Below are 13,297 nucleotides of genomic sequence, written 5' to 3'. Positions count from 1 at the left end.
GGACTAGGGACTCGGAGTAGAGGCACGGAGTAAGGGCAAGGGGGCAAGCGGCACCACCACGCTTGTCCTATTAATAGGTGGGTCCTGTGGATGACGGGACCCACCTTTCTCGCGCCTCGTACGAGACTGAGTGCGTGATCCGAAACGACGCTCTCGACCGTCTCCCCGTCCGCCATGCCGTCCCCGAGCTGCTGGCCGCGCTCGACCGGCGCGGTACGGCCGTGCTGTCCGCGCCTCCCGGCACGGGCAAGACGACGCTGGTGCCGCTCGCGCTCGCGGGTCTCATAGGGGAGGGACCGCGGCGTCGGGTCCTGGTGGCCGAGCCACGGCGGATGGCGGTGCGGGCGGCGGCCCGGCGGATGGCGTGGCTGCTCGGTGAGGAGGCCGGCGGCACGGTCGGCTTCTCGGTGCGCGGCGAGCGGCGGACCGGCCCCTCGACCCGGGTCGAGGTGGTGACCACGGGCATTCTGCTCCAGCGGCTCCAGCGCGACCCGGAGCTCGCGGGTGTCGACGTGGTGCTGCTCGACGAGTGCCACGAGCGGCATCTGGACGCCGACACGGCGATGGCCTTCCTGGTGGACGTGCGGGCCGCCCTTCGGCCGGAGCTGAAGCTGATCGCGGCGTCGGCGACGAGCGACGCGGCGGCCTGGGCTGATCTCCTCACGGTCCTGGACGGCGGCGGGCCCGCGCCGGTGGTGTGGAGCAGGGGCGAGGGGCACGGCTGCCGGGTCTTCTTCGAGGCGCCGCCGTCGCGCATCCGGCCCGCCCACGGCACCTGGGTGGATCCGGCGCTGCTCCGGCATGTCGCCGCGACGGTCCGGCTCGCGCTGGAGCGGCACGAGGGGGACGTCCTCTGCTTCCTTCCGGGGACGGGGGAGATCGCGCGGACGGCCGGGATGCTGGCCGGCGTCGACGCGGAGGTGCTCCAGTTGCACGGGCGGGCTCCGGCGGCGGTGCAGGACGCGGTGCTGCGCGGTACGGAGCCGGGCGGGCTGCGGCGGGTGGTGCTCGCGACCTCGGTGGCGGAGTCCAGCCTGACGGTGCCGGGGGTGCGGATCGTCGTGGACTCGGGTCTGGCCCGAGAGCCCCGGATGGATCACGCCCGCGGTCTCGGCTCGCTGGCGACGGTGACCGTCTCGGAGGCGACGGCGACCCAGCGCATGGGCCGGGCGGGCCGTGAGGCCTTCGGTTTCGTCTACCGCTGCTGGGCGGAGGCGAGCGACGGGGGGAGGCCGCGCTTCCCCTCGCCGGAGATCAAGGTCGCCGACCTGGCGGACTTCGCCCTGCGGGCGGCCTGCTGGGGCGACCCGACGGCGGAGGGGCTCGCGCTGCTCGACGCGCCGCCCGCCGGCGCGATGACGGCCGCACGATCGGTCCTCGGCTCGATCGGAGCCGTGGACGAGGCCGGGCGGGCCACCGATCGAGGGGTACGGATGTCCCGGCTCGGTCTCCATCCCCGGCTCGGCCGTGCCCTCCTGGACGGTGCGCCGGAGGTCGGGGTGCGGCGGGCGGCGGAGGTGGTGGCCCTGCTCAGCGAAGAGCCGCCGCGCGACTACGGGGACGACCTGGCGGCGGCCTGGCGCGCCGCCCGCCGGGGCGCGGACGGGTACGGCGCCCGGTGGAAGGCGGAGGCCCGCCGACTGGAGCGGTCGGCGGCGGAGGCGGTGAGCGGCGGCGCCTCGGGGGCTTCGGGTGAGGCTGCGGGGGCGGCGGGCCCCTCTGGGGGTTCGGGTGAGGCTGCGGGGGCTGCGGGCCCCTCTGGGGGTTCGGGGGCTGCAAAGGCAGCAGGGGGTTCGCGGGCTTCAGGGGCCTCGGGTGCTTCTGCGGCTTCGGCGCGCCACGGCGCCGCCGGTGTTCCGGCGGGGCCGGCGACCGGGGACGACGCGGTGGCCGGGCTGGTGACGGCGCTCGCCTTTCCCGAGCGGGTGGCGAGGGCGCGGGAGCAGGGCGGCTATCTGATGGTGTCGGGGAGCGGGGCCCGGCTCGGTGAGGGTTCCGCGCTGCGGGCCACCCCGTGGCTGGCCGTGGCGGTGGCGGACCGCACGGCGCGGGACGCGACGGCGCGGGTGCGGCTGGCGGCCGTGGTGGACGAGGACATGGCGCGGCGGGCGGCCGGGCATCTGCGGGCCACCGGCGAGGAGGTCCACTGGGAGGACGGGGACGTGGTCGCGCGGTCGGTGGACCGGCTCGGCGCGGTCGAGCTGACGGTCCGGCCGCTGGGTGCGAAGGCGGATCCCGCGCTCGTGCGGGAGGCGCTGCTCGAAGGGCTGCGGCGCGAGGGGCCCGGGCTGCTGCGGTGGAGCCGGGAGGCCGGGGAGCTGCGCGCCCGGCTCGCCTTCCTGCACCGGGAGGTGGGGGAACCCTGGCCGGACGTGGCGGACGAGGCGCTGGTCGAGCGGGCCGGGGAGTGGCTGGAGCCGGAGCTGTCCCGGGCCGCGCGGCGCGCCGATCTGGGGCGGGTCGACGCCGGTGAGGCCCTGCGGCGGCTGTTGCCCTGGGCTTCGGGCGAGGCGGGCCGGCTGGGGGAGCTGGCGCCCGAGCGGATCGAGGTGCCGAGTGGCTCGCGGATCCGGGTCGAGTACGGCGGCGAGCGGCCGGTGCTCGCGGTGAAGCTGCAGGAGATGTTCGGGCTCGCGGAGACGCCCCGGGTGGCGGGGGTCCCCGTGCTCGTCCACCTCCTCTCCCCCGCGGGCCGGCCGGCGGCGGTCACCGCCGACCTGGCGTCGTTCTGGCGGGACGGCTACCGGTCCGTGCGGGCGGAGCTGAGGGGGCGGTATCCGAAGCACCCGTGGCCCGAGGACCCCTCCGCGGCGGAGGCGACCCGGTTCACGAGCGCGCGGCTCAGACGGGAGGGGTGAGCGGGGCGGTGGCGGGTTCCGCGGCCGGGCGGCGGGAGCGGGCCTCCAGCCAGAGCGCGAGGGCGAGGAGGAGCAGCGCGAGGAAGGTGAGGCTCCAGGGGACGTAGGAGACGAGCAGAAGGACCGTGAGGCGGTTGGAGGCGACCATCTCGCCGACGCTCTTGATGTAGTCCTCGCGCATCTTCACATGGCCCTCGAAGACGGTGAGGGTGTCGACGCCCATCAGCGCCTTGGCGTTGCGGAGCTCCTCCTTGTGGATCTCCTCGCCGTTGACGGGGGCGCCGGTGACGGGCTCGATCCAGAACATCCGCTTGGTGGTGTACCAGCGGGTGAGTCCGGATTCGGCGATGACCTCCGGGGGGATCTTGACCGGCATGGACTTGGGCATGGGGACCTTGGTCCAGGGGATGGTCTGCTCGAAGTAGTAGACCTCCATGCCGCGGAAGGTGCGGGTGCCCTTGTAGTGGATGGGGGACGAGGTGCGGGTCTGGGCGTCGAAGTACTGGTAGTCCCGCTTCTCGGTGAGGAAGGGCCATTTGAACTCGATGCCCTCGCGCCGGACCGGGTCGCCGTCGACGGACTCGCCGGTGGCGTTGACCGGGTCCTGGGTGTGGGCGTCGAAGATGTACCGCTCGGGGACCTTGGAGACCATCTTGCCGTCGGGGCCCGTGATGTAGGCGAGGGCGTCCCAGACGACGACGTCGCGCCCGGCGTCGCGTTCGATGCGCCGCGACTCCTCCACGTTGCCCTTGAGGGTCTGGATGATCGTGATCTTGTCGACCTTCTCCGCCTTGAGCGTGGAGTAGTCGAGCAGGGTCGCGGGCTGCGCCTCCAGGACGGTCTCCTGGTACTGGTTCGGCGGGATCTTCGCCAGCCGGGGGAAGGCGTACCAGCGCAGGGTCGGGGCCATCGCGACGCAGAAGACGGCGAGGGCGAGGAGGACGAGGCTGGCTCGGCGGCGCACGGTCGCCCCCTACTTCTTGGGGCCGGGATCGGCGGTCAGCAGGGGTTTGGGCGAGGTGGGCCCGTCGGGCGGCAGATCGACCACGGAGACGAGGAGGATGAAGAGGAGGACTGGGGCGAGTCCGATGGCGGCGGCGACGAGGGCACGCATGGTCGGCCTCCCGGGGTGCGATCTGATAGGTCGTCAGGGCGGGGGCACCGTAGCAACGCGACCGCGAGATGAGAACACGTTGCACCGCCCTGCCCGGGGATCCCGGTGGCGCTCCCCGGCCCCGGCATCCCGAAGGCCCGCTCGCCCTCCCGGGGAACGCGAAGCGCCGCTCCGCCGCCCGGTGGGGGCGGAGGAGCGGCGCGTGGGGAGGAGGGGGATGCGCGGGCGGGTCAGGCCGAGGGCGAGGGGGAGGCCTCGGGCGAGCCGGTGCCGGAGGAGGTCGGCTCCGGCGTCGGGCTCGGGCTCGGGGTCGGGGTCGCGGTGGGCGCGGTGACCGTCAGCTTGATCTCCGTGGTGCCGCCGCCGGGCGCGGTGAGGCGGAGCACGTACTCGCCGGCCTTGTCGCCCGCGAGGATCGCTGGCAGCGCGATGAGGCCGTTCTCATCCGTCTTCAGGACGAGCGTACGGACCCCGTCCTTGAAGGACGGGCCGTCGGCGCTCTCCTTGGTGCCCGCGGCGTCGGCGATCACGGCCGTGACGAGCACACCGGGGGCGAGTACGCCCTTGTCGGTGGCCTTCACCTGGACGGACTGGGCGAACGTGGTGCCGGTGGTGGCCGCCAGCGGGTCGCCGCCGACCCGGGCGAGGGCGTCCGCCTGTCGTTCGGTGACGGTCGCGGTGAACGTGGCCGCGTCCACGCCGCGGCCCACGACGGTGGCTTTGACCGTGAACGACCCGGTCTTCTCGCCCGCCCGCAGGGCGGGGGCGGCGGCGAGGCCGGCCGAGCCCGTGGTGACGGTCGCGGTCGTCGCGCCGCCGGAGAAGCGGGTGCCGGTGGTGCCGGTGATCTCGAAGCGGATGCTCACACCGGTGATCGGCGCGCCCGCGGCGTCGAGCGCCGCGACGGTCGGGGTCTTGGTGAAGGCGTTGCCGGTGGTCGCGGTGAGGGGACCGGAGGAGACGGCCGCGAGACGCGCGACCTTGACGGCCGGCGGAACGGTCGGCGGAACGGTCGGCTTCGTCGGCGGCGTGACCGGGGGCTTCACCGGCGGGGTCGGCTTCGTCGGCGGCTTGGTGACCTCCGAAGGCCCGCCGGGCTTCGTGGGGTCGGGCTTCGGCTCGGACGGCTTCGGGGCGGGGGTCGTCGGGGCCGGCGAGAGGGGCGACGTGGGGAGGGGGCGGTTGTCCTGGCCCCGGTCGTCGCTGCGGTCGACCGGCAGCACTCCCGTGCCGTCCGGGACCTGGTGGGTGCCGCGCCGGTAGTACTCGAACCACGACGTGACCGTGTTCAGGTACTCCGTCGAGCGGTTGTAGCTGAGGATCGCGCGGTCGAGGTCGGCCTTGAGCGCGAGGTTGCGGTCGTTGGCGCAGAGGTAGAGACCGGCGGCCTGCGCGGCGTCGTAGATGTTGTTGGGGTCCTTCTTCCCGTCGCTGTTCGCGTCCTGGCCCCAGGTGGCCCAGGTGGACGGGATGAACTGCATCGGGCCGACGGCGCGGTCGTGGGTGCGGTCGCCGTCGAAGGCGCCGCCGTCGGTGTCGGAGATGTTGGCGAATCCGACGCCGTTGAGGATGGGGCCGAGGATCGGCGAGAGGGTGGTGCCGTTCGCGTCGACCCGGCCGCCGCGCGCCTGTCCGGACTCGACCTTGCCGATGCCGGCGAGCAACTGCCAGGGCAGGTTGCAGCCGGGGGCGGTGGAGCGGATCGACTGCTCGGCGCGCTGGTAGGCGGCGAGCACGGACGCGGGTATGCCGGCCTGGGCGGGCCCGGTGATCACCGGCAGCTTGACGGGGGGCAGTCCGGGCTTGTTCGGCGTGTTCAGCGGCGGCAGCTCGGTGTAGTACGGCGAGTTGCCGGTGGCGGAGCCGTCACCGGCCGGCGGCGCGGTGTCCCCGACGCCGATGGCGCGGTCACCGCCGGCGTTGTCGGTGGGCGGCGGGGTCATCTCCGGCGCCTGTGAGGCGGCGAGCGCGGCGACCGCCGCGGCCACCACCGCACCACTGGTTGCCCCCTTGCGCAGCCTGCGGCTCAAGTGCGCTGACATGTCCGTGGTCCCTTCCCCCTCGACTGGGGTCCCGTGCTCCCCGCGCGAGACCTCTGGCGACCCTATGCCAACTCCGGCCCGCCGGGCACCGGCGCCTGACCGCCTTTCACGCTTTCGTCACCTCTCGGCCGCCTGACGACTTCCCAGGTCGGACACGGAGAGCGACGGGGCGGGGGGCCGGCGCCGCCGGGCGGGAACCGGGCGGAGGGTCGAACACCTCTTGCACTGCGGCCGGTGATGTACTGCGGCCGTCGCCACCGGAACCTGGGGGAACACCCGTTGCCGTTCACGCTGAGCCATGCCGCTGCCGTGCTGCCCGGACTGCGGCGGGACGGGACGGCGCGCGGACCGCTGGTCGCGTCCGCTCTCGTCGCGGGCTCCTTCGCGCCCGACATGACCTACTTCGCGGCGACGGCCGTCCCCGGGGCGATGGTCTTCGGGGACGTCACCCACTCCCCCGTCGGGATCGTCACGGCCGACGTCCTGATCACCGCCGTGCTGGTGGCCCTGTGGCTGACCGTCCGTGAGCCGCTCGTCGCGCTGCTGCCCGCCCGGTGGCGCGGGCGGGTGTACGGGTTCGTCCGGGGCGCCGTCTGGCGCGACCGGCACCCGGCCGTGCTCGCCGGGTGGTTCGGCCTCTCGGCGGTCGTCGGCTCGACCACCCATGTCGTGTGGGACTCCTTCACCCACCTTGACCGCTGGGGGACCCGGATGATCCCGTTCCTCGGTGATGTCGTGGCCGGGTTCCCCGTCTATCTCTATGCGCAGTACGGGGGTTCGGCGCTGGCGCTCGGACTCCTGGTCCGGTTCACGGCGCGGGCGCTCCGCTCCGCCGCGGGCGTGGAGCTGCCGGCCGGGGTACGGGTCCCGGGCCGACGCGGGCGGCTGCTCGCGGCCGGGCTCATCGGCGGCTGCGTCCTCGCCGGGACGGCCCACCGGGTGCTGCGCTGGGCCGCGTACTGGGGCTGGGGCCGGATCGAGACGCCCCTGGACGTCATTCCGACGGCCTGCTTCGGGGCCGGTGCGGGGCTCGCCGTCGGGCTCGTGCTGTACGGGACGGGGGCCCGGCTCCTGGGTTCGCCGCCCCCTGCGCGGCCGGAGGCTCCGGCGCCCCCTCCCCTCGTGTCGGGAGAATCGGGAGAATCGGGAGAATCGAGAGAAGGGGACCGCAGCACGTGTGACGTGCGGTCAGGCGCCGAGGGCCAGAGCTAGGCCCGGCAGGGGGCGCCGGGCGCCCCCTGCCGGGGTGGGTCAGTGGGCCGCCGAGTCCCAGTCGTGGCCCACGCCCACCGAGACGTCCAGAGGGGCGCGCAGGTCGGCCGCGGCCGACATCTGTTCGCGGACCAGGGTCTCGACCTGCTCGCGCTCGCCGGGGGCGAGTTCGAGCACGATTTCGTCGTGGACCTGGAGGAGCATCCGGGAGGCGAGGCCCGCCTCGGTCAGCGCCCGGTCGACGCCCAGCATGGCGACCTTCACGATGTCGGCGGCCGTGCCCTGGATCGGGGCGTTGAGCGCCATCCGCTCGGCGGCCTCGCGGCGCTGGCGGTTGTCGCTGTTCAGGTCGGGCAGGTAGCGGCGGCGGCCGAGCATGGTCTCGGTGTAGCCGGTGGCGCGGGCCTCGTCGACGACCCGGCGCAGGTAGTCCCGTACCCCGCCGAAGCGCTCGAAGTAGGTGTCCATCAGGCCGCGGGCCTCGCCCGGGTCGATGTTCAGCTGCTGCGAGAGACCGAAGGCGGAGAGGCCGTAGGCGAGGCCGTACGACATGGCCTTGATCTTGCGGCGCATCTCGGCGTCGACGGCGGACCGCTCGACGCCGAAGACCTGGGAGGCGACGGTGGTGTGGAGGTCCTCGCCGGAGGTGAAGGCCTGGATGAGGCCCTCGTCCTCGGAGAGGTGGGCCATGACGCGCAGCTCGATCTGGCTGTAGTCGGCGGTCATGAGGGCCTCGAAGCCCTCGCCGACGACGAAGCCGTGCCGGATGGCGCGGCCCTCGTCCGTCCGCACCGGCACGTTCTGCAGGTTGGGGTCGGTGGAGGAGAGGCGCCCGGTGGCGGCCACCGTCTGGCTGAAGGTGGTGTGGATGCGCCCGTCGGCGGCGATCGTCTTGATCAGGCCCTCGACGGTGGAACGCAGCCGGGCCTGCTCGCGGTGCCGGAGCATGATCACGGGCAGGTCGTGCTCGGTCTGGCCGGCCAGCCAGGCGAGCGCGTCCGCGTCCGTGGTGTACCCGGTCTTGGTCTTCTTGGTCTTCGGCAGGTTCAGCTCGCCGAAGAAGACCTCCTGGAGCTGCTTGGGCGAGCCGAGGTTGAACTCGTGGCCGACGGAGGCGTGCGCCTCCTTCACGGCCTGCTGCACGGCGCCGGCGAACTGCTGCTCCATGGCCTCCAGGTGGTCGCGGTCGGCGGCGATGCCGTGCCGCTCCAGACGGGCGAGGAGGGCGGAGGTGGGCAGCTCGACGTCGTGGAGGAGCTCGCGGGCGCCGACCTCGCCGAGCTTCTCCTCGAAGGCCGCGGCGAGGTCGAGGACGGCCCGCGCCTGGGTCATGAGCGCCTCGGCCTCGGCGGTGTCGTCGGCGCCGAAGGCGAGCTGGCCGTCGGCGGCGGACGCGGGGGCGAGCTCGCGGTGGAGGTACTCGACGGACAGCGCGTCGAGCGCGAAGGAGCGCCGGCCGGGCTTCACGAGGTAGGCGGCGAGGGCGGTGTCCATGGTGACGCCCGCGATGCTCCAGCCGTGCTCGGGGAAGACCCGCATGGCGGCCTTGGCGTTGTGCATGGCCTTCGGCCGGTCGGGGTCGGCGATCCAGGCGGCCCAGGCCTGCTCGTCGGCCTCGTCGAGCGCGCTCGGCTCGAACCACGCGGCGGCGCCTCCGGCGGCGGCGAGGGCGATCTCCCCGACGTTCCCCGTGCCGAGGGCCCAGCTGTCGACGGTGGCGATGCCGAGGGTCTCGGTGCCGTGCTCGGCGAGCCAGGGGGCGAGCTCGCCGGCGCCGAGGACGGTGCCGTCGATCTCGACGCCCGCCTCGGGGGCGGGGGCGGTGTCCTCGGCGGCGCCCGGGTCGACGGCGAGGAGCCGCTCGCGCAGCGAGGGGTTGCGGATCTCCAGGGTGTCGAGGACGAGGGCGACGGCCCCGCGGTCGTACGGCTCGCGGGCGAGGTCCGTGACGCCCTTCGGCAGCTCGACGTCCGTGACCATCGCGGTCAGGCGGCGGTTGAGCTTGACCGACTCCAGATGGTCGCGGAAGTTCTGGCCGGCCTTGCCCTTGACCTCCTCGGCGCGCGCGACGAGCTCGTCGAAGGAGCCGAACTGGTTGATCCACTTGGCGGCGGTCTTCTCGCCGACGCCGGGGATGCCGGGCAGGTTGTCCGACGGGTCGCCGCGCAGGGCCGCGAAGTCGGGGTACTGCGAGGGCGTGAGGCCGTACTTCTCCTGGACCTTCTCCGGGGTGAAGTGGGTGACCTCGGAGACGCCCTTGGTGGGGTAGATCACGGTGGTGCGCTCGGAGACCAGCTGGAAGGAGTCCCGGTCGCCGGTGAAGATCCGGACGTCGAAGCCCTCGGCCTCGGCCTGAGTGGTGAGGGTCGCGATGACGTCGTCCGCCTCGAAGCCGTCGACGGCGAACCGCGGCACGTTCATGGCGTCGAGGAGCTCGCCGATCAGCTCGACCTGCCCCTTGAACTCGTCGGGGGTCTTGGAGCGGTTCGCCTTGTACTCCGGGAACTCCTCGGACCGCCAGGTCTTGCGGGACACGTCGAAGGCGACCGCGAAGTGCGTGGGCGCCTCGTCGCGCAGCGTGTTCGCCAGCATCGAGGCGAACCCGTAGATCGCGTTCGTCGGCTGCCCGGTCGCGGTGGTGAAGTTCTCCGCGGGCAGCGCGAAGAACGCCCGGTACGCGAGCGAGTGCCCGTCCATGAGGAGCAGGCGGGGGCGGGTGTCTGCGGGGTTCTTCGATGCTGTCTCGGCCACATGACGATCCTGCCACGGACGACTGACAATCCCGCCCACTCCTCCCGTCCGCACCGGCGGGGTGCCGGGCTGTCACCGCCGCGTGACAGGATCGGAGACGTACGCCGCAGGATTACCGCTCAAGGGAGAGCGCGATGGTCAGCAAGCCGCCGGTCGGCGACCCGGTCCAGGACGCACCGCAGGTCACGCCGCCGCAGCACGCCGCCGCCGGGCTGCCCGCCATCGGGCACACCCTGCGGATCGCCCAGGAGCAGATGGGGCTGCGGCGCACCGCGCGGACCCTGCTCAAGGTCAACCAGAAGGACGGCTTCGACTGTCCCGGCTGCGCCTGGCCCGAAGAGGACAAGCGGCATGTGGCCGAGTTCTGCGAGAACGGCGCGAAGGCGGTCGCCGAGGAGGCGACGCTGCGCCGGGTCACTCCGGAGTTCTTCGCCGCGCACCCGCTGGCCGACCTGGCGACCCGCAGCGGGTACTGGCTGGGGCAGCAGGGCCGGATCACCGAGCCGATGCTGCTGCCGGAGGGCGGCGACCGGTACGAGCCGGTGAGCTGGGAGCGGGCCTTCGCGATCCTGGCGGAGGAGCTCCGGGCGCTCGCCTCCCCCGACGAGGCGCTCTTCTACACCTCGGGGCGGACGAGCAACGAGGCGGCGTTCCTGCTCCAGCTCTTCGCCCGCGAGTTCGGCACGAACAACCTGCCGGACTGCTCCAACATGTGCCACGAGTCCTCGGGGTCGGCGCTGACGGAGACCATCGGCATCGGCAAGGGCAGCGTCTCCCTGGAGGACCTGCACCGGGCGGACCTGATCATCGTGGCCGGGCAGAACCCGGGGACGAACCATCCGCGCATGCTGTCGGCCCTGGAGAAGGCGAAGGCGGGCGGCGCGCGGATCATCTCGGTCAATCCGCTGCCCGAGGCGGGCCTGGAGCGGTTCAAGAACCCGCAGACCCCGCGGGGCATGCTCAGGGGCGCCGCGCTCAACGACCTCTTCCTCCAGATCCGGATCGGCGGCGACCAGGCCCTCTTCCGGCTCCTGAACAGGCTGGTCCTGGAGACGGCCGGGGCGGTCGACGAGGAGTTCGTCCGCGAACACACCCACGGGTACGAGGAGTTCGCGGCGGCGGCCAAGGAGGCCGACTGGGACGAGACGCTCGCCGCGACCGGTCTTGACCGTGCCGAGATCGAGCGGGCCCTGGAGATGGTGCTCGCCTCGGAGCGGACCGTGGTGTGCTGGGCGATGGGCCTCACCCAGCACAAGCACTCGGTGCCGACCATCCGCGAGGTGGTCAACCTCCTTCTCCTGCGCGGCGCCATCGGCCGGCCGGGCGCCGGGGTGTGCCCGGTGCGCGGCCATTCGAACGTGCAGGGCGACCGCACGATGGGGATCTTCGAGCGGCCCGCGCCCGCCTTCCTCGACGCCCTGGACAAGGAGTTCGGGATCGTCTCGCCGCGCCACCACGGCTTCGACGTGGTCCGGTCGATCCAGGCGCTGCGGGACGGCGAGGCGAAGGTGTTCTTCGCGATGGGCGGCAACTTCGTGGGGGCCACGCCCGACACGGAGGTGACGGAGGCGGCGATGCGCCGGGCCCGGCTGACCGTCCACGTCTCGACGAAGCTGAACCGCTCGCACGCGGTGACGGGCACCCGCGCGCTGATCCTGCCCACCCTGGGCCGTACCGACAAGGACGTGCAGGCGGGCGGCAAGCACTTCGTGACGGTCGAGGACTCGATGAGCCAGGTGCACGCCTCCCGGGGCAACCTGCCGCCCGCGAGCCCGCACCTGCTGTCCGAGCCGGCGATCGTGGCGCGGATGGCCCGCGCCGTCCTCGGCGGCGGATCGGCCACGCCCTGGGAGGAGTTCGAGGCCGACTACGCCACGATCCGGGACCGCATCGCGCGTGTGGTGCCCGGCTTCGAGGACTTCAACGCCCGTCTCGCGGCGAACCCGGGCGGCTTCCGCCTGCCGCACGGCCCGCGCGACGAGCGCCGCTTCCCGACGAAGACCGGCAAGGCGAACTTCACGGCGGCGCCCGTGGAGTACCCGAGGGTGCCGGAGGGGCGGCTGCTCCTGCAGACGCTGCGCTCGCACGACCAGTACAACACCACGATCTACGGCCTCGACGACCGCTACCGGGGCATCAAGGGGGGCCGTCGGGTCGTCCTGGTCCATCCAGAGGACGCGGCGGCGCTGGGCTTCGCGGACGGGTCGTACGCGGATCTGGTGAGCGAGTGGACGGACGGCAGCGAGCGGCGGGCGCCCGGCTTCCGGGTGGTGCACTACCCGACGTCCCGGGGGTGCGCGGCGGCCTACTACCCGGAGACGAACGTGCTCGTGCCGCTGGAGTCGACGGCGGACGTCAGCAACACCCCCGCGAGCAAGTCCGTGATCGTCCGTCTGGAAGAATCCGCATCCGCCTAAGCGTTTGCTCAGGCAGCTCAGGAAGACCAGCCGTACGAAGACGTACGCAACGAACGGAGCCGGGCATGGGTGAGCAGCAGCACGTGAAGTTCCCGCAGGAGGTCCTCGACGAGTACGCGGCGCTGGGTGTCGACCTCCCGGCGCTCTTCTCGGCCGGGCACCTCGGCAACCGGATGGGCGTCCAGATCCTGGAGGCCTCCGCCGAGCGGGTCGTCGGCACCATGCCCGTGGAGGGCAACACCCAGCCGTACGGTCTGCTGCACGGCGGCGCCTCTGCCGTGCTCGCCGAGACGCTGGGTTCCATCGGCTCGATGCTGCACGGCGGGGTGTCGAAGATCGCGGTGGGCGTCGACCTGAACTGCACCCACCACCGCGGGGTGCGCAGCGGTCTGGTGACCGGTGTGGCGACGCCGGTGCACCGCGGGCGGTCGACGGCCACGTACGAGATCGTGATCACCGACGAGCACGACAAGCGGGTGTGCACGGCACGGCTGACGTGTCTGCTGCGTGAGGTCACCGCGAAGGACGCGTCCAACATTCCGGACACCTCGAACGCCTGAGCGGTGACATACGGGGCCTGACCAGCCACGCACGACCAGGGGGCGGCACCCGCGGGTGCCGCCCCTTCGGCGTTTCCACCCTCACCCCGCCCCGCGTTTCGTCACGCTGTGTCACATACACAAGGGGCCCCGCCGACCGAACCGGAGGGGCCGGTTCGTCCGCTCAGGTTTCTGCCGTTGTCCGATATCCGGAGAGTCCGCTGAGCGGACCGTCAGTACCAAGAATCGCTCAAGCCCCTTAGCGGAACTGCGCGTTCTCACTATGTGAACACCGCATTACAGCCCCCTATGCCCCGGTTTTCCCACCCGACGCGCACACTCTTTCCCCGTCGGCATAACAAGA

Annotated in this window: 8 protein-coding genes; 4 read left to right on the top strand and 4 right to left on the bottom strand. The window is 73.0% G+C overall.

Going from position 1 to position 13,297, the window contains the following annotated elements:
* Positions 1 to 134: 134 nt before the first annotated feature.
* Complete coding sequence (locus tag ACIP84_RS18100) at positions 135 to 2,858, top strand: ATP-dependent RNA helicase (protein WP_401798610.1); 2,724 nt, start codon at positions 135 to 137, stop codon at positions 2,856 to 2,858.
* On the opposite strand, the gene ACIP84_RS18095 is transcribed toward ACIP84_RS18100, so the two are convergent.
* The 3 genes from ACIP84_RS18095 to ACIP84_RS18085 all read right to left on the bottom strand — a co-directional run bounded on the left by ACIP84_RS18095 (position 2,842) and on the right by ACIP84_RS18085 (position 6,014).
* On the bottom strand, positions 2,842 to 3,822 hold the full coding sequence (locus tag ACIP84_RS18095) for a DUF3068 domain-containing protein (protein WP_401798608.1): 981 nt from the start codon (positions 3,820 to 3,822) through the stop codon (positions 2,842 to 2,844). The two genes, ACIP84_RS18100 and ACIP84_RS18095, sit on opposite strands and share 17 nt — an antisense overlap.
* A gap of 9 nt (positions 3,823 to 3,831) precedes the next feature.
* Positions 3,832 to 3,972 carry an SPW_0924 family protein gene (locus ACIP84_RS18090; protein WP_106975930.1) on the bottom strand — a complete coding sequence of 47 codons (141 nt, stop codon included), beginning with the start codon at positions 3,970 to 3,972 and terminating at the stop codon, positions 3,832 to 3,834.
* 230 nt (positions 3,973 to 4,202) lie between these two features.
* Positions 4,203 to 6,014, bottom strand: a complete 1,812-nt coding sequence (locus tag ACIP84_RS18085; protein WP_401798606.1) for a lytic transglycosylase domain-containing protein — start codon at positions 6,012 to 6,014, stop codon at positions 4,203 to 4,205.
* A 279-nt stretch (positions 6,015 to 6,293) separates the two neighbouring features.
* On the opposite strand from ACIP84_RS18085, the gene ACIP84_RS18080 reads away from it, so the two are divergent.
* Complete coding sequence (locus ACIP84_RS18080; protein WP_401798604.1) at positions 6,294 to 7,226, top strand: DUF4184 family protein; 933 nt, start codon at positions 6,294 to 6,296, stop codon at positions 7,224 to 7,226.
* 39 nt (positions 7,227 to 7,265) lie between these two features.
* Here ACIP84_RS18080 and polA read toward each other — a convergent pair whose 3' ends face one another.
* Entirely contained in the window at positions 7,266 to 9,977 is a 2,712-nt protein-coding gene (polA, locus tag ACIP84_RS18075) for a DNA polymerase I (RefSeq protein WP_401798602.1), read from the bottom strand.
* Between the two features lie 134 nt (positions 9,978 to 10,111).
* On the opposite strand from polA, the gene ACIP84_RS18070 reads away from it, so the two are divergent.
* Entirely contained in the window at positions 10,112 to 12,394 is a 2,283-nt protein-coding gene (locus tag ACIP84_RS18070) for an FdhF/YdeP family oxidoreductase (protein ID WP_401798601.1), read from the top strand.
* Between the two features lie 65 nt (positions 12,395 to 12,459).
* Complete coding sequence (locus ACIP84_RS18065; RefSeq protein ID WP_401798599.1) at positions 12,460 to 12,954, top strand: PaaI family thioesterase; 495 nt, start codon at positions 12,460 to 12,462, stop codon at positions 12,952 to 12,954.
* The last annotated feature ends 343 nt before the right edge of the window (positions 12,955 to 13,297 follow it).

Origin of the sequence: Streptomyces sp. NPDC088707 (assembly GCF_044752725.1) — a bacterium.
Lineage (GTDB): Bacteria > Actinomycetota > Actinomycetes > Streptomycetales > Streptomycetaceae > Streptomyces.
The sequence above is the reverse complement of the archived record's forward strand: the minus strand, read 5'-3'. Positions and strand labels throughout refer to the sequence as shown.

What these genes read in the sequence shown, in the direction of transcription:
- ACIP84_RS18090 (WP_106975930.1), bottom strand. Translation starts at nt 3,972, where the DNA reads ATGCGTGCCCTCGTCGCCGCCGCCATCGGACTCGCCCCAGTCCTCCTC.
- ACIP84_RS18070 (WP_401798601.1), top strand. Translation starts at nt 10,112, where the DNA reads ATGGTCAGCAAGCCGCCGGTCGGCGACCCGGTCCAGGACGCACCGCAG.
- ACIP84_RS18065 (WP_401798599.1), top strand. Translation starts at nt 12,460, where the DNA reads ATGGGTGAGCAGCAGCACGTGAAGTTCCCGCAGGAGGTCCTCGACGAG.
- ACIP84_RS18085 (WP_401798606.1), bottom strand. Translation starts at nt 6,014, where the DNA reads ATGTCAGCGCACTTGAGCCGCAGGCTGCGCAAGGGGGCAACCAGTGGT.